At 64.5% G+C, this 17,204-nt stretch carries 10 protein-coding genes and 1 tRNA gene; 5 read left to right on the forward strand and 6 right to left on the reverse strand.

Features of this window, described 5'->3' with window-relative positions; genetic code table 11:
- Positions 1 to 71: 71 nt before the first annotated feature.
- Positions 72 to 2,825: a leucine--tRNA ligase gene (leuS, locus tag ACEWFR_RS05185; protein WP_374060019.1), complete on the reverse strand. Its 2,754-nt coding sequence runs from the start codon at positions 2,823 to 2,825 to the stop codon at positions 72 to 74.
- A gap of 306 nt (positions 2,826 to 3,131) precedes the next feature.
- Between leuS and ACEWFR_RS05190 the strand changes: the two genes are divergently transcribed.
- Positions 3,132 to 3,767, forward strand: coding sequence for a hypothetical protein (locus ACEWFR_RS05190; protein WP_374060020.1), 636 nt, complete (start codon positions 3,132 to 3,134; stop codon positions 3,765 to 3,767).
- Positions 3,768 to 3,904: 137 nt separating this feature from the next.
- Positions 3,905 to 4,885, forward strand: coding sequence for an SDR family oxidoreductase (locus tag ACEWFR_RS05195; RefSeq protein WP_374060021.1), 981 nt, complete (start codon positions 3,905 to 3,907; stop codon positions 4,883 to 4,885).
- A gap of 108 nt (positions 4,886 to 4,993) precedes the next feature.
- Here the strand turns inward: ACEWFR_RS05195 and ACEWFR_RS05200 are convergent, their stop codons facing one another.
- Positions 4,994 to 5,452 (reverse strand): SPW repeat protein, encoded by a 459-nt coding sequence (locus tag ACEWFR_RS05200; protein WP_374060022.1) that lies wholly within the window; start codon positions 5,450 to 5,452, stop codon positions 4,994 to 4,996.
- 352 nt (positions 5,453 to 5,804) lie between these two features.
- On the opposite strand from ACEWFR_RS05200, the gene ACEWFR_RS05205 reads away from it, so the two are divergent.
- Complete coding sequence (locus ACEWFR_RS05205) at positions 5,805 to 9,845, forward strand: Eco57I restriction-modification methylase domain-containing protein (RefSeq protein ID WP_374060023.1); 4,041 nt, start codon at positions 5,805 to 5,807, stop codon at positions 9,843 to 9,845.
- 335 nt (positions 9,846 to 10,180) lie between these two features.
- Here ACEWFR_RS05205 and ACEWFR_RS05210 read toward each other — a convergent pair whose 3' ends face one another.
- Positions 10,181 to 10,732: an ArsR family transcriptional regulator gene (locus ACEWFR_RS05210; RefSeq protein WP_374060024.1), complete on the reverse strand. Its 552-nt coding sequence runs from the start codon at positions 10,730 to 10,732 to the stop codon at positions 10,181 to 10,183.
- 391 nt (positions 10,733 to 11,123) lie between these two features.
- On the opposite strand from ACEWFR_RS05210, the gene ACEWFR_RS05215 reads away from it, so the two are divergent.
- A complete protein-coding gene (locus tag ACEWFR_RS05215; RefSeq protein ID WP_374060025.1) occupies positions 11,124 to 12,572 on the forward strand; it encodes a hypothetical protein in 1,449 nt (482 codons plus the stop codon).
- Positions 12,573 to 12,649: 77 nt separating this feature from the next.
- On the opposite strand, the gene ACEWFR_RS05220 is transcribed toward ACEWFR_RS05215, so the two are convergent.
- Positions 12,650 to 14,515 (reverse strand): glycoside hydrolase family 15 protein, encoded by a 1,866-nt coding sequence (locus ACEWFR_RS05220; RefSeq protein ID WP_374060026.1) that lies wholly within the window; start codon positions 14,513 to 14,515, stop codon positions 12,650 to 12,652.
- Positions 14,516 to 15,501: 986 nt separating this feature from the next.
- Entirely contained in the window at positions 15,502 to 16,254 is a 753-nt protein-coding gene (locus tag ACEWFR_RS05225; protein WP_374060027.1) for a hypothetical protein, read from the reverse strand.
- Positions 16,255 to 16,356: 102 nt separating this feature from the next.
- Between ACEWFR_RS05225 and ACEWFR_RS05230 the strand changes: the two genes are divergently transcribed.
- Positions 16,357 to 16,992 (forward strand): IS6 family transposase, encoded by a 636-nt coding sequence (locus tag ACEWFR_RS05230; protein WP_374060028.1) that lies wholly within the window; start codon positions 16,357 to 16,359, stop codon positions 16,990 to 16,992.
- A 48-nt stretch (positions 16,993 to 17,040) separates the two neighbouring features.
- Here the strand turns inward: ACEWFR_RS05230 and ACEWFR_RS05235 are convergent.
- Positions 17,041 to 17,112, reverse strand: a tRNA-Ala gene (locus tag ACEWFR_RS05235).
- Between the last annotated feature and the right edge of the window lie 92 nt (positions 17,113 to 17,204).

A 17,204-nucleotide genomic window follows, 5' to 3' on the forward strand; every position in this document is an offset into this window, starting at 1 on the left:
CCGCTCGTGCGAGATCGAACCTCGTCGGACGAGACTCGATACCGTCGCGCGAGATCGAACGCAAAAGCGTGCTACTCGATGTGGATCGCGGGTTTGCCTGGCCGCGCTTTCTCCGCCAGGTCGTCGTCAGCGGCCGCCCGGCGGACGGTGACATCCGCACCGAACTCGTCGGTGACGAGCCAGGTCGCGCGGTCGAGAACCTCGAGTTCGCGATCCGCACCCAGCCGCTGTCCGGGTTCCGGGCCGCCGTCGCGACCGACCAGTCGGCCGACGAACGAGCCGACGGTCTCGCGATCGGCCGCGACACCGTCGGCCGCGAAGAGTCGGTCGACGATCGCGTCCGTGTCCGGGACCGCGTCAGGGTCGTCGGACGCCGCCTCGTCGACCAGTTTGGCGGCCCGGTACTTCCACTCGCGAGCGCAGACCAGTTCGATTCGTTCCGGTTCGTCGATCGCGGCGACGTCGACGATATCCCGGACGTCCTCGAGCGTCCGCTCGACCAGTCCCCGCTCGAGTCGGTAGGCCGACGCGTCGCCGTCGGGTTCGGGCCAGTCGGCCTCGACGACGAGGCCGTCGCCCCGGAGCTTGTTCCAGCATTCCTCGCCGAGATGCGGGGCCATTGGCGCGATCACCGCGGCGAGCGTCAACATGCCCCGCCGGTAGACGTCGTCGTGTGGCAGATCGTACTCGCGGTAGCGTCGCAGCAGGCGCGCGAGTTCCCGAATTTCGGTGGCTGCGCGGTGGAACCGGAACCGGTCGTACTCCTCGGTGACCGCGGCGATCGTCCGGTCGATCTCCCGGTCGACGTACTCGTCGTGATCTCGCCGTTCGACGCGGGTGTCGCCCGCCTCGACGAAGTCCGCTGCCATCCCGTAGAGGGTCTGCTGGAGGTCGTAGGCCCCGCGGACGTTGTTGGCGGTCCACTCGAAATCCTGTTCGGGGTGGGCCGCCGAGAGGACGAACAGCCGCGTCGTCTCCGCGCCGTACTCCTCTGGGTCGACGACGTTGCCCTTCGAACTGGACATCTTCTCGCCGTCGTACAGCACCGTCCCCTGGCTCTTGAGTTCCCGAATGGGCTCTCGCTGCTCGAGGAGGCCGATATCGGCCAGCGCCTTCGTGAAAAAGCGGCTGTAGAGCAGGTGGAGGATGGCGTGTTCCTCGCCGCCGACGTAGACGTCGACGGGCATCCAGTCGTCCGCGCGGTCGGTGTCGAACGGCGCGTCCGCGAGGTCGGGCGAGAGGAAGCGCAGGAAGTACCACGAGGAGTCGACGAAGGTATCCATCGTGTCCGTCTCTCGGCGCGCGGGGCCGCCGCAGTCGGGACAGGTCGTCTCGTTCCACTCCTCGGCCGCGTCCAGCGGGTTGCCCGTCGTCCGGACGAACTCCGGGAGTTCGACGGGGAGGTCGTCGTCGGCAACGAGCACGTGCCCGCAGTCGTCGCAGTGGACGACCGGGATCGGCGTCCCCCAGTAGCGCTGTCGGGAGATCAGCCAGTCGCGCAGCCGGTAGGTGACGTCTTCCGCGAGTGCGTCGTGGTCGGCCACAAGCCGCTCGCGGGCGCTCTCGCTCTCGAGGCCGTCGTACTCGCCGCTTCCCTCGAGCGTTCCCTCGCCGGTGTAGGCCTCGCTTTCGACGCCGGATTCGGCCGTCCCGTCGTCGGGAACGATCACGCGCTCGATCGGCAGGTCGTGTGCGAGCGCGAACGAGTGGTCGCGCTCGTTGTGGCCGGGGACACCCATCACAGCACCGGTGCCGACGTCCTCGAGGACGTAACCGGCGATGTAGACCGGAAGTTCCGCCCCGGTCAGCGGGTGCACCGCGGTCGCGTCCGTCTCGATGCCGGAGAAACCGACTTCGTCCGGGTCCTGTTCGCGGACCGTTTCGACGTACTCGGCAACCGCATCGTCTCCGTCAGCCAGCGTCCTCGCCAGTTCGTGGCCGGGCGAGACGGCGAGGTAGGTCGCGCCGTAGACCGTCTCCGGCCGCGTGCTGAACACGTCGACGGATCGGTCACTGTCACCATCGCCGTCGCTCCTATCGCCACTGTAGTCGGACACGTCGAACGTGATCCGCGCCCCGTCCTGCCGGCCGATCCAGTTGCGCTGGATCTCGCGGACGCCGTCGGGCCAGCCCTCGAGGTCCGCGAGCCCGTCGTGGAGTTCCTCGGCGTAGTCGGTGATCGTGAAGAACCACTGGTCGAGTTCGCGCCGCCCGACGGGCGTCTCACAGCGCCAGCAGACGCGATCCCCGCCGCTGTTCGCGGCTTCGCTGCTCCCCCGATCCGAGGACTCACTGTGTTCGTCCTCGCGCTCGACCACCTGCGCGTCGGCCAGCACGGTCTCGCAGTCGGGACACCAGTTGACCGTCGCCGCCTCGTACTCGACGAGTCCGGCCTCGTAGAGTCGCTTGAACAGCCACTGGTTCCACCGATAGTAGTCCGGCTCGCAGGTGGTGATTTCGCGCGACCAGTCGTAGCCAAAGCCCATCTTCTCGAGTTCCTCGCGCATGCGCCGGATACACGCCTGCGTCCAGGACTCGGGATCGGTCTTTCGCTCGAACGCGGCGTTCTCGGCGGGGAGGCCGAACGCGTCCCAGCCCATCGGGTGGAGCACGTCGTCGCCTTGCATTCGGCGATAGCGAGCGTGGGCGTCCGTGATCGCGTAGTTTCGGATGTGACCCATATGGAGCGTGCCCGACGTGTAGGGAAACATGCCGAGGACGTAGGTCGGATCGTCGGCGTCCTCGTCAAGCGCGTAGACGTCGTCGCGCTCCCAGACGTACTGCCAGAACTCCTGTACCTGCGCGTGATCGTAGTGGCTCGTCATTATCGGAGAGATCCGTTGGCTTTCACTCAGTGGGCCGGCTATATCATTGTTCGGCCGCGGACGGCGGCCTCGTCGGGCAGTGCCGTCGACGTGTGGCCACGAGCATCGTTTGACATGTGACTGCGAGCATCGTAGTCGACACGTGACCGCGGACGTCACGGTCAACCTCGGACCGGCCAGAGCCGTTCTCGACCGAGATCGATCCGCTCGAGCGGTTTCACCTCTCTCACGACGCACTGGAATCCAGTGCCTGTGGCATTGTGGGCTGAAATTAACAAAGCGGGTAGGCCCGGTACCGATCAATGAATGTCACGCGTACGCGACGACACCCCATCGGGCGCGGCGTTGCTCGCCACGATCGCGGTCGTCCTGCTCGCGTTCGGGGCCCTCGCATTGCTATTCGGCCCGAGCATGACGGCGGGCGACACGGACGCTTCGGCGCTCGAGACGGACGACGATGCGTCGGCCGCCCAGTCGAACGCGACGACGGCGGAACACTCGAACGAGCGCGAATCCGAGACGACTACCGAGGACCCCGCAGACGATGCCGACGACCCGCCCGACGATGCCGACGCCGGCGATCCGACCGACGATACCGGAGACGATTCGTCGCGCACCGAGGTCGACACGCCATCCGATTCCGATCCAACGATCGACGAGGAGCCGACCACCGACGACTCGTCCGACGGCGAACCCGATCTATTCGAGCGGATATTCGAGGACGACGAACCGGATACCGGTGGCGACGAATCGATCGACGAAGACGACACCGGGCCACCTGCGGACGCTGGACCACCCGAGGACGCCGGCCCACCCGACGATGCGGGCCCGGCGGACGGTGACGGACCGTTCGGTGACGATGATACTGGTCCGTTCACCGACGATGACGGACCGTTCGACGACGAGGATGAACCGTTTGACGACGACCCGTTCGACGACTAACCGCACGTCCGTCCGCCCTTCGCCACGGGATTCGTCACACCCCGTGATACTCCTCGGACGGGATTCGTCACACCCCGTGACACTCCTCGGACTCGACTGACGGGACTCCCTTTACCGGCCTCGTCGTAGCCAGTCCCATGCCCTCGACAGCACTCGTGACCGGCTGCTCCACGGGAATCGGCTACGAAACGGCTCGCGCGCTGCTGGCTGACGGCTGGCGCGTCTACGCGACCGCTCGAGACCGCGATCGGGACGGCCTCGAGGACCTGGCCGACCGCGGGGCCGAGATCGCAGCGATGGACCTGACCGATCCCGAGGCCATCGAGCGCGTCGTCGCTCGCGTCCGAGACGAGGACGGCGGCGTCGACTGCCTCGTCAACAACGCGGGGTACGGCCAGTTCGGGCCGATCGAAGACGTGCCGACGAGCCTGCTCGAGCGCCAGTTCGCCGTCCACTGCTTCGGGCCGCACCGGCTGATTCGAGCGGTCCTGCCGGGAATGCGCGAGCGGGGCCGCGGCCGGATCGTCAACGTCACCAGCGCCGCGGATCGCCTCGCGCTCGCCGGCATCGGGGGCTACACCGCCTCGAAGTGGGCGCTCGCGAGCCTCAGCGACGCGCTCCGACAGGAGCTGGTCGGCTCGGATGTCGAAGTCGTCGTCGTCCAGCCCGGCGTCGTCGCGACGCCGTTTTACGACGGCGCCCTGCGGGCGGTCGACGACGCGGCTGCGGCCGCGCGGTCACCGTCGCGCTCCGACGCCGACGCGGAGACGACCGCGGCCGCGGCCGAACGCCGGAACGTCAACGTCGTCAGACCCACGCAGTACACCGACCTCTACCGCGTCCTCCGGCGAGTTCGCGCCGTCGAGGGCGGCGGTCCACTGATCAACGAGCCCGATCGGGTCGCCGCGACGATTCGGGAGGCCGCCACCGTTCCGAACCCCGACACGCACTACCGTGTCGGCCCGGTTCCGCTCCTCGGATCGCTCTACGGCACGCTCGTTCCCGCCGCGATCCGGGATCGGCTGACGCGAGTCGGGATTCGACTGGCCGCGACCGAACCCGTTCTGGACCTGCTCGAGCGACGCACGCCCGACGCCGATTCGGAGCGGTATCCGTGACGGAACCGCCCACAGGGTAGTGACGGAACCGCCGAGGAGGAAACGAAATCAGTTCGGTATCGTATCGGCCTGAATCGCGTTCTATCGGGGAACCCGTTCGAGCGAGGATCACGTTCCGGTGGCCGCCTGCGTCGACATCTCACGGTCCCCGGCGTACGCAATGTACGCTGACAGTGCCGCGACGACCAACCCGGAGACGACGTTACTCCAGAGTAGCCCCGTGCTCGCTTCCTCGAGGCCACCCAGAGCGAACTGCCCGGCGATCACCCAGTGGGAGACGGCGAGCCACAGCGCCAGCAGGGCGGCCAGCGACATCACGCCGATACTGGTGGAGTTGTCGATGGTGATCCGGTAGTAATTGTAGCCCGCGAACACGACAATCGCGCCGCCGATCAACAGGTTGTTCCACAGCACGGAGTTGGCCGTCTCGTAGACGAGCGGCGAGACGGCCAGCCACAGCCCGATCAGGGAGACGATCCCGCTCAGCCATCGCTGGCCGGCCGGTTCACCCCGTCCGCGAGTGTGCGATTCGTCGGTCGTCGGGTCGTCGGTCGCGGACTCGCTCATACCGTCCACCGATACTCCCTCGACCGGGCTCAAAAACCGCGCCGACCGTTCCGTCTCGTCCAAGAAAATCGGCCAGGAGATCGCCCCGCTCAGTCTCGAGTAAGGAATTACGACCGGCTCCAAATCGGCGTTATGGAACGCCAATCAGCGACTGGCGACAGCTGCAGCTATCAGTCGAGGCGCGGATAGCTGGTAAGACGATATTACTCTCGAGTCCGACGAGAGCGCTCCCACATTCGCGGAGAGGACACCAGTTGTGAGCAGGCAGCAGCGACCCGACGAACCGACGGGGAGGAACCCCCGTCCGGGGGAACAGCTATATGCCGCGACTCGGATCACGCAAAGGAAAGCGGTGTCCCGGAACCGAGTCGGCGCTCCCACCGACCGCTCTCGTCGCGAGGGGTGTCCCTACCGGACTAGCCACGACGTGTTCTCGAGTGCATACCTCGAGGACCGCCTTCCCGAGACGGACGCCTGGGACGAGATCAACGAAGACGACCTCCGAGCGGCGTTCGATGAGAGTAGTGCCTGCTGGGAACGAGTGAGGGAAACAGCTGCGAGCGAAAGCCGATCCCGGCTCGAGGAAGCGTTCGTCCGACCCGTGTTTCGGACGCTGGGACACTCGTTCGTGCGCGACGAGCGGCTCGATCGAACGCGACATCGGCCGGACTACGTTTTCCTCGAGTCCGACGACGCTCGCGACGCGTTCGAGTGCACCGGAGCCGACGGCAACGACGACAGCCACGGTAACGGAGACAATGACGAAGCCATCGTCGCGATCGCCGACGTCAGGCGCTGGGAACGCGCGCTCGAGGCCCGCGGGGGCGGTGAGCGCGAGCGCGACGCCGAGACTCCGTGCTACCGGATCCACGCCGCCCTGCGCGAGTCGTCGGTCGAGTGGGCCATACTCACGAACGGCCGGCGATGGCGACTCTACACCGGGCGGACGGGCCATCGCCTGGACGCGTACTACGAGATCGATCTGCCGGCCGTACTCGAGACGGGCGACCTCGAGGCGTTCAAATACTTCTACCTGTGTTTCCGCCGCGACGCCTTCCTCGAGGGCGCCGAGGGAGACTGCCTGCTCGACGACCTCTACGACCGGTCCGCCGAGTTCACTCGTGAGATGGGGGCGGCGCTCGAGGAGAACGCCGCCGACGCGCTCGAGGTCCTCGCGCGGGGATTCCGTCGATATCCCGGGAACGATCTCGGAGAAGACCGCACCGGGACCGACTCCGAGGACACTCTCGGTCACGGGGATCTCGACCTGCTCTACGACGCCTCGCTGGTCGTTCTCGTTCGGCTCATCGTCGCGTTCGCTGTAGAGAGTCGACGTCGGCGGCTCACTGAACTGCCCGACGAACCCGGGAGCGACGAACACGGGGACGACGAACGTGGAGGCGCGGAAAGCGGCACGGAGCCTGTCCAGTCGGCAAGCCTCCGGTCGATCGCACGAGCCGTCGCGGCCGAATCCGACGGTTCGGGTCCGTCGTACACCGATCGAACGGCCGAGCTCTGGTCGCGACTCGAGGAGCTCGATTCGCCGATCGGCCGCGGGAATCGATCCGGCGAGGACGACAGTCGCACCGCTCGGTTCCTCGAGAACCACCGCATCGGCGACGCGTCGCTGGCGACGGCTATCGACTTGCTGGCTCGACGGCGGGCCGACAGCGGCGAGAAACCGTTCATCGACTACTCGTCGCTCGACGGCCGCCGCCTCGGCGATATCTACGAGGGGCTGCTCGAGTACCGGCTCGCGATCGCCGACGAACCGCTGGCGCTCGCGGACGGCGAATACGTTCCTGCAAGCGACGGCGACACTGTCGCGGTCGCGGCCGGCGAGGTATCTCTGACTGCGGACGGCGACCAGCGGAAGGCGTCGGGGTCGTACTACACCCCGGAGCACGTCGTCGAACACGTCGTCGAGGAGACGGTTGGACCGCTCCTCGAGGAGATCCGGACGAAGTTCGCCGCCGTCGATACCGACTGTGACGACGGACTCGCCGACGCCGATAGCGACCGGACGGACGGAGTCGCCGAGCGCGCGTTCGACTGCTCGATCCTCGATCCCGCGATGGGGACCGGCCACTTCCTGACGTGCGCGCTCGAGTACCTGACGCGCGAGATCGTCGCCACCGAAGACGCGGCGGCTCGAGCGGGTCTCGAGTCCGTGCCGGCGGACCGCGGCGTGGACGAGGTGCGGCGGCGGGTCGCCCGGCGCTGTCTCTACGGCGTCGACCGGGATCCCCTCGCGGTCGAGATCGCGACCGCCTCGCTGCAACGCCGAACGCTGTCCGCCGAGCAACCGCCGGTGGCCCTCGATCACCACCTGAAAATCGGTAACGCGCTCGTCGGGAGCGACCTCGAGGCAGTCGCTGACTGCGCATCGAGAGCCGATCTCACCGGCGATAACACAACGCGTCTCGAACCCGATCCGACTCGAGACGGGGTATTCGAGCAGACGGACGGTCGAGAGCGGCGCGCCCGGCGACAGCGACTCGAGGCGATGGCGAACGTCCACACCGCCCGCGAGTTTGGGCTCGAGGGAGTCCCTGACGACGCGCTCGAACGGCTCGCTGCCGCGCTCGAGAGCGACGACGACTGGGAACCGCTCGCTCGAACCGAGTGGTTCACCGCGGCGCAACAGCGGGCCAGCGCCGAGGGCTTCTTCCACTGGGGACTCGAGTTTCCGGAACTCTACGCCGACGGTGACGACGACGCAGACGCTGACGGCGACGATGACCGGCTCGAGGCTCCCGGCTTCGACGCGGTGCTCGGCAACCCGCCCTGGGTCGCGACCGCCGGTCGCGGGACGATCAGCGCGACCATCGACGCAAACCTGCGTGCCTACCTCGAGGACGCATTCAGCGCGACCGAGAACCAGTTCGATCTCTACGTCGCGTTCTACGAACAGTCGATCCGACTGTCCCGGGACGGACGGGTCGGCATCGTCGTCCCCGATTCGATCCTCGCTCGCGAGGGGAACGCGCCGATCCGGGAGTACGTCCTGAGCGAGACGTCGCTCGCGGAAATCGTCAGGCTCGGCACCGCGTTCGACGGCGTCGAGAGCGGCGCGGCGATCCTCGTGAGCGGCGGTGACGGAACCGACGTCCGCTGTGCCGACGCGACTCCGGAGGCGGAGCTCGCGTCGCTCTCCGCCGACTCGGATCGCGTGAATTCGATCCCCGCGAACGTGTTCGAAGCAGCGGATGCGAGCCGATTTCTCATCTATCTGGACCGCGAGACACGGTCGGTCTGCTCGACCGTCGCGGCCCACCCGCCGCTGGGGGACGCCGTCTCCATCTCTCGCGGCGAAGAGATCAGCAAGCGAGCGGACATCCTCCGGGAGCGGTCAGGGTCGACGACGCGCCCGATCGCCCCCGGAAGCGCCGTGTGCCGATACCGGATCGACGCCGACGAGCTCCGGTTCGTCGAGCCGGCCGACCTCGAGAAAACCGCACAAAACTACGAGAGCCCGAAGCTGCTCGTCCGGCAGACGAGTGACTCGCTCGTCGGGACCTACGACGCCGACGGTCTGGCCACGATCAAGTCAGCCTACAACGTCCGCAGCGACGCCGACTCGCCGGCCGAGTTGAAACACCTCCTGGGCGTGTTGCACTCGTCGGCGCTCGCGTTCTACCACCACTATACACACGCCGCGTACCGCGCCGTCTTCCCGCAGATCAACCAGTCGACGCTCGAGGGGCTCCCCGTCCCGATGGCCGCCGGGCCCGACGCCGAACTCGTCGCGGCCGTCGAGAAACGGCTCGCGCTCACCGCCGACCGGTCGACGATCAACCTGCACGTCCCCGACTATCTCGGTCGGGATCCGAACGGGCCGTCGCTCGGCGATCTCGACGCCGCTCGACGGACGGACGGCGTCGCGGCGACGAAGCTCGCGTCGACGACCGAGGAGTGGCCGAACCTGCGGCTCGGTTCGGTCGCGGTCGACTCGAGCGATTCGGACGTCGTCCTCTCGGCGACCGTTCGGTACAAACCCGACCCCGCCGCGGCCGCCGAGACCGATCGGTGGGGCTACGCGGAAACCGATCCGATTCCGGCCGTCGAACTCGTCGATGTCGAGACCCGACTCGCGGGGCTCGTCGAAGCCGTCGTCCCCTACGCCACCGAGGCGGGCGACGGCGTCGCCGGCTTCAGACCGACCGCCGCGAAGACGATATCGCCACTCGATCGCCTCGAGGCGCTGACCCTGCCCCGTCCGAACGAGGTCGAAGACGGGCTTCGGCGGTTTCTCGACGCCCGAGACCGGGCCGCGGAACTCGAGACGAAGATCGACGCGACCGATCGGCGGATCGACGATCGCGCGTGTTCGCTGTACGGACTGACGGACACGGAGTGCGAGATCGTGCGTCGCGAGTTCGACGAGGGGTGACGGCGCGGCGACAGTACCGCGGGCTCGTCGCGTTCGGAACGCACCGTTCACGGAGACAGTACGGCTCTCGACTGGAGGGGTGGCGGATCGGCCGTCTGCAGTGAGGACGTGACGGTGGACCGGTCGCTCGAATCCGAACGGTCAGCGATAGGGCGACGGCTGGTGTGCCAACCGCAAACGACGCGCTCGCGATTCGGATCCGCCTCCCGACACTACTCTCTCCACTGCCCTGATGAACGAATATCCGAACAAATCAATACGCGTGTCTCAAAATAACAGACCGCACCCACCGATTTCTTCCTGTATCGCTCTGTGATCGGTGACCGGTCACTCGATCACGAGGTATCGCCCCGAGCGAGTAATCGATCGACCATCGATCGGCCGAGGCCGCTCGCGTCGTCCTCCGCGTTTTCGGCCATCATTGCGATCTTTTCCTCGTTGACCTCCTCAAGCAGCTCGATCGCATCGAGACACCACGCGTACAGTCCGAGCTCGAGCTGGCGTCGGACCTCCTCCTCAGAACGGGGTGAATAGACGTTGACGCGGCCACCTTCGGCAAGGACGCGAGACGTCTTCGCGACGACGCCGAGATCGACGAGATCATTCAGGTGGCGATTGACGACGCTCTGGTCGCGGTCGATCGTTCCGGCGAGTTCGCCGATGGTCGTTTCGCCGGCAGCCATCACTTGCCGACAGACCTCGAGTTCAGTCGGCGAGATATCGAATACGTCGTGCATGATCTCCTCGACATCCGGTGACTCGGTCGGAACCGTCGTCTCAACGGTGTCCATCGCTCCGTCGCAACATCTCGCGTCCCCGTCGCTCAATCGAAGGTCGCCACAGGTCGAACATTCGTAGATAGCCAGCTCGCTGTCGGGTGATGACATGGCTGTCGGTACGAGACCGGCGGAGAAAACAGTTACAACAGTCTCGATGCAGTGTATTTCGATCCATCCTATCCCTATAGTACCAACTGAAACGAGTTACACATCGATCGCACAGTTGTCGTGCGATCGGGTGTGCAGTGACGTTCAGTGGCTACTGTAGTTTCGGGAACACTGAACGATTAAGACGGCCGGTTCCGCGACTAATGGCGTTCCGACGGTGCTGGATCTAGTAAGGTCAGATTAGCCGTTTCGGGAGCGGTCACCGTTGTTCGTCTCTCCATCGGCTCGGGAGAAACTCCTACTAAACCATTACGGGAATCGGCATTTGCCGTACCACAACGATTCTCCCATTTATTCGTCCGGATCGTCCTGTCAAGAGTCGTGGTAACATATGACAGATAAGAACGGATCGAACGGCCGACTGACACGCCGCTCGCTGCTCGCGGCTGGCAGCGCGACGGCGGTCGGGGCTTTCGTCGGGCGCGTCGGGGCAGAGTCGACTGGATCGGCGTCAGGTACCCGGAACGACAACGCCGACGAGAACGGAACTGCGTCTGACTCGGGTCGCGATGTCACGGTGCGACAAGAACCGGGAAACGCCTTCTACTGGGTGTTGCCTGGCGAGCGACGGCTCAGCCCCCAGGTATTCGGAACGCCCGAGAACCCGCGGCGCGGGAGCGCTCTGCTCGAGTCGCGGATCGAACAGGCGAAGGGGATGCCCGAGCCACTCGACGAGGCCGTTCCGCAGCTTCTGCAGGACCTGCCGCCGCTCGTGGCCGCGCCGGAGGCGGGCCGCGAACCGATTGGAGACTCGGAGTCGGACGGGATTGCGCAGGAAAAATTCACCGAACCGACGCTGTACAGCGACAACGCCGAAGTGACCAGCGGCTCGTTCGAGATTACCTATCAGGACCGCCAGCCGTACGATCTCCCCGGAGAGCCGGGTGATACGACCGATTCGGTCGATCTCGACGCGCAGTTCACCGACCCGGCAGGAAACGAGTACGAAATCGAGCACGACCACGTCGTACAACCGCCGATTCCCGGCTACGAGACGGGCGGCGGCGTATTGTCGGGCGGCTGGCTCCACGGGATCACGGGAACCGGCTCGCCGCTGTTGACGGAAGTGTACACCTACGGCGCGTCGTGGGGCGTCGGCAACGTCCGAGTCAACGGCGAGGTGGCCACTGAAGACGGATTCCGCGTCATCCACTTCATGACGACCCAGACGGTGCGCGACGAGCGCTACCGGATGGCTCTCGACGAGGAGATGCCGCTCGCGCCGGACGAGACGATCGCGGGACGGATCCATCACACCCACGGCGTCGTCCTGCCGATCAGGCCGACCCCCGACGGCCCAGTGTTCGATCCGGTACCGACCGCGATGGAACTACCGAACGGCGAGACCCAACCGTTCATTCACGCGATGTGGGAACAGGAGGAACTCGTCGAGGGCCCGTTCGACGAGTGGGAGTTCCCCGGCCAGGAGGACGAGGAGGCGTCGAACGCTGAGGAATCGGCAGATGGAGACGCCGACTTTCAGTTAGCAGGTACCGCATCGGCCTGGCAAGGGGTGGCTCCAGATGCCATCGCGGACACGGAGAACCCGACACTCCAGCTCGAGGCGGGGACCGAATACGTACTCGTCTGGGAGAACGCCGACGGACTCCAGCACAACTTCGCGATCGAAGACGAGAACGGGGACGAGCTTCAGGCGTCCGAACTCGTCGGCGACGAAGGGGCTACACAGACGGTCACGTTCACGGCTACCGAAGAAATGGCCGAGTACTACTGTCAGGTCCACCCCCAGAGTATGCGCGGCGCGATCGAGATTGGCTGACGATAGCGCCGCCCCGAGGTCGGACATCGGCGGCCGCCATCGTCACGGGGTCGGTCCGGCGCTCGAGCGCCGGTCCGTTATTCCTCACTGGGAAGCGCGACCGGATCGCCGAGTCGAATCCCCATCGGTGCCGGACCGGGCGTCTCGTGGCCGCGGATGTAGCCGAGATAGAGTGCGCTGTTGACGATGCCGATATGACTGAACGCCTGTGGGTAGTTTCCGAGATGCGCGCCGGATTCCGGATCGACCTCCTCCGCGATGAGTCCGAGCGGATTCAGGTACGAACACAGCGACTCGAGTCGAGACTGCGCCTCTTCGACGCGACCAGAGAGAGCAAGCGCATTGATCAGCCAGCACGAACAGAGACCGAACGCCCCCTCGTCACCCGGGAGACCGTCATCGCCATCGTACCGCTGTACGAAGATATCGTCCTCGACCAGCTGCTCCTCGATTGCGTCGATCGTTCCCCGAACGCGATCGTCGTCGAAGGGCAGGAAGCCGACGATCGGGAGCAACAGTCCCGTCGCGTCGAGTTCGTCGGTTCCGTACGATTGCACGAACGCGCCGACGTCTTCGTCGTAACCGTTCTCGAGGACGTCCGTCCGGATCGTCTCGCGGCTCTCCCGCCACGCCTCGAGCGGGCCGTCGTGGTCTCCGTCGGTCACGATCGCAATCCCCCGGTCGAGGGCGACCCAACACATCACTTTCGAGTAGACGAAGTGTTCGTTCCCGCCGCGAACCTCCCAGATACCTGCGTCGGGCTCGTCCCAGATCTCGCGAACGTAGTCGACGATGTCGCGGACCCGCCCCCACTCTTCGTCGTCCAGTTCCCGCCCGTGTCGGCGCATCTCGTCGACGGCCAGCAGGAGTTCCCCGTAGATATCGAGCTGTCGCTGCTCGGCCGCTTCGTTTCCGATCCGGACCGGCCGCGAGCCGCGATACCCCTCGAAGTGATCGAGTTCCCGCTCCTCGAGGTCGGACTCGCCGTGAAGGCCGTACAGCGGTCGGATCGCGTCCGGGTCGTCGGCCTGACAGAGATCCATGAACCAGTCGAAGTAGTCGTTCGCCTCGCCGGCGGTGCCGAGGTTCATCAGCGCTTGGACGGTAAACCCCGCGTCTCGCAACCAGTTGAACCGGTAATCCCAGTTCCGGACGCCGCCGATGTCTTCGGGTAACGACGTCGTCGGCGCGGCCGCGATCGCCCCCGATTCGGCATGCGTGAGGAGTTTGAGAACGAGTTCCGATCGGACGACCTGATCGTGCCACGACCCCTCGAAGGCGCAGTCGTCCTCGGGGCCGCAATCGTGGGCCCAGTCGCTCCAGTACTCGAGCGTCTCCGCCAGTGCGGCATCTGGGTCCGTATTAGCCTCCTCGGCACCCGTACACCGGAGGAGGAACCACTTCGTCTCCCCCGCTTCGAGCGTCAGATCGCCGGTGATTCGGCCGTCTCCGATCTCGAGAGGGATAGGACTCTCGAGCAGCGTCCGTTCGTCCCGTCCCGCGGCGAGAACGCCTCGCTCCGTGGATTCGATCGTCGTCTCCGCACGTCCGTAATCGAACTGCGGGTCGAATTCGACCTCGAGATCGACAGTTCCCTCCGCACAGGAGAGCTTGCGGTAGAGCACCTTCTTCGGGTGGTCGGTTCGGTCGGCCGGGGGGAGGAAGTCCGTCATCGTCGCCGTCCCTCCCGACGTCTGGAAGGTCGTCTCGAGGACGTTCGTGGTATCGACGTAGCGACGATCCGTCTCGTAGGTGTCGACCGGTGCGATCCGGAACCGACCGCCGCGCTCGGCGTCGAGGATCGCAGCGAGGATGCTCGGCGACTCGAGATGCGGAAAGGGGAACCAGTCGACCGATCCGTTCGGTGCGACGAGCGCGCACGTCTCGAGGTTGCCGACGACACCGTACGCTTCGATCGGCGGATACGCTCCGAACTCAGTCATCGACATCACCTGCAGCGCGAACAGCGGCGTCAAACGCGGAGTAGCCGAGGGGAGAGGCGATACGCATGATGTCCCGTTCACCGACCAGCAGGAAAAATCGGACCCCACGTCAGCGACTCCTCGATAGGAGAGACGAAACGCCCGAAAGATATCGCAGACCGAAGCTTCACAGGGCTCACTACCGTGATTCGTCGTGGGCTGGACTCCGTTTCAGAACTCGTCTACGACGACAGCTGTCACTGCTGCCCGCGGTCCGCGACGTTTGCCGTTCGCCGGAGCACCATCCACCAGTGAAGCTATCGGAAGTACAGAAGGGGGAATCGCGACTCAGCGATTGCGAACGCGAGCACCTTCCGGACGCCTACGAGGAGTGCACATAATTGATCACCGAGAATGCGGTGTACTCGTGTGGTTCCGCGACCGAGGATTCGCTCGTCATCACCGGTGTGCTTTGTATGTGGCAAAGACGGACTCGAGGGACCCACTCGAGAGATTCACAGCGTCCGTTTATGACGAGACAGGGCGGTGGAACGGGTGCTATCGATAAATATCAATAAATTGGTTGGATTACTATAGTAGCCACTGAAAGGAGTTACACGCTGATCGCAATGCAGTCATGCGATCAGGTGTGCAGTGGCTATTATCGATCACTCTCTCCCAGTCGGACTGATTTTTCAAATAAATTAATAAACTCATCGGGCAGTACGCATGCTCGTTCCAACAGAGAATTTACTTCTTGATTACTTTGACACGGAAACTGGTGCATTCGCACCGCAAGAACAGGCCACGTCGGAAACCACACTATCCCAACGGCGGTTGGGAATCTTCGTCCTCGAAACCGCTTCGCGTTTTCGGACGTGGCTCGAGATGGCCCGGCCATCTCGGCATCACGAGAGACGACGTCTCTCGAACGACACCGAGACGCGATGCGTCTCGTCATGCCCCTTCAGGGCGGGGTGGCTGTCAATCATACAGCACCGTAACAGTTAGACGAGGAAGGCGAGGACCACTACCAGAACGACGGGGAGGACGTGTTTATTTCCGAGGAGATAGACGATCCCCATCCCGAGTGGAAGGACGAGCATTTCGAACGTACCGCCCGTCAGCAAATGTAACGCACCCCACGTGAGGGCGATGCCGATCCCGCCCCACGGTACTGCGGGTATGTCGAACTGCTGCTCGCCGGCCCGCTGAAACAGAGCGATCATGATGACAACGACCAACGTCTCAAGCAGGTAGTACAGCAGTTGCGTGAGGAATACGATCGCGCCGTCCGGCGATCCGTACGTGGACGCAAAGATCGCGTACTCGCCGAGCACTCGCGGAAAGAGGTCTTCCGATCCGACCGTCGACATCACGAGGTTGTCTGCTACGTGGAGGGCTACAGCGGCGAGGATCGCGGTGAGCACGGTGCTGTTATACTCCCACGTGAACAATCGATGGAGGAGGCCTCGCTTCCAGCACCAGTAAGCAACGACCCCGACGGCAAGCGCCCACACGGCGACGACGAGAAGCCGATTGAGCATCATCACCGCGGGGTCAGCGAATGGGTAATCGCTCAGGCCAATGCTCCCTGGGACGAGCGCGTCGGTCACGAATAATGCGCCTACGTCCCAGAGCAAGACGATCTGGAGAAGGAGGGCAACACCGGCGAGTTTCCACGCAGCCATGCCCGAAGGGATCCGATGGGTGCCGGCCAGCACGCGGGACTGAGTGACCGTGGAATCCTTCGGAGTCATACGAAATTGTACGGATTGCACGGCTATATTTATTGCCACAGCCTCACCCGGCGCTGTTCAGATTAGAGTTTGAAGGAGTGAGGCGGTGGAATTCGTTGTGCTATGCCAGAATTCGACCGCCTCGACGGATCTAGTATCGGGATCGACTTAGATTTTGTGGAGCGCGAGCAGACACCGCGCGAGCTCATGGAACTTAGTATCCAGCTCCAGTTGTGCGGATTGTCACTTTCAGATACTGTCTCTGTCTTAGAGTGCTTCGGTGTCGAACGGGCGCGCTCGACCGTTCATAACTGGGTTCAAAAAGCCGACTTACAGCCGGCAGACGGTGCCCAGCCGGATCACATCGCATTCGACGAAACCGTGATCCACCTCGACAATCAGCGCGACTGGCTGTACGCTGCTGTCGATCCCGAAACGAACAAATTTCTCCATGTTAGGCTGTTTCTGACGCGAAACGAGGGTGTCACCTCGATCTTTCTCTCTGAACTCACCGAGAAACACGATGTCGACGACGCCGTGTTTCTCGTCGATTCTGGACCCTGGCTAAAAGCTGCACTCAACCGACACAGCCTCCGATTTCGACACGAAACACACGGAAATCGGAACGCCGTTGAACGTCTCTTTCAAGAAGTAAAACGACGAGCCTACCAGTTCGGAAATTGTTTTAGAAACGCCGAACCGAATACCGCCGAAACGTGGCTCCAGAGCTACGCGTACGTATGGAATCAACTAATCTGAACACGGCCGCCTCACCCTATGCGAAGAGTTCGTCGGCCAAAATTGTAGTGGACTTGCCGGGATTTGAACCCGGGGCCTCTCCCATGCCAAGGGAGTGATCTACCGCTGATCTACAAGCCCTCGAGCGCATCTCTCACTTTCCGACGGGAATAGATAAACCCCTCGAATTCCTCGAGTCCCCGTCACAGTCCCGCATTCACACGAATCTAACT

It is taken from the genome of Natrinema sp. H-ect4 (assembly GCF_041894845.1).
Classification (GTDB): Archaea; Halobacteriota; Halobacteria; order Halobacteriales; family Natrialbaceae; genus Natrinema.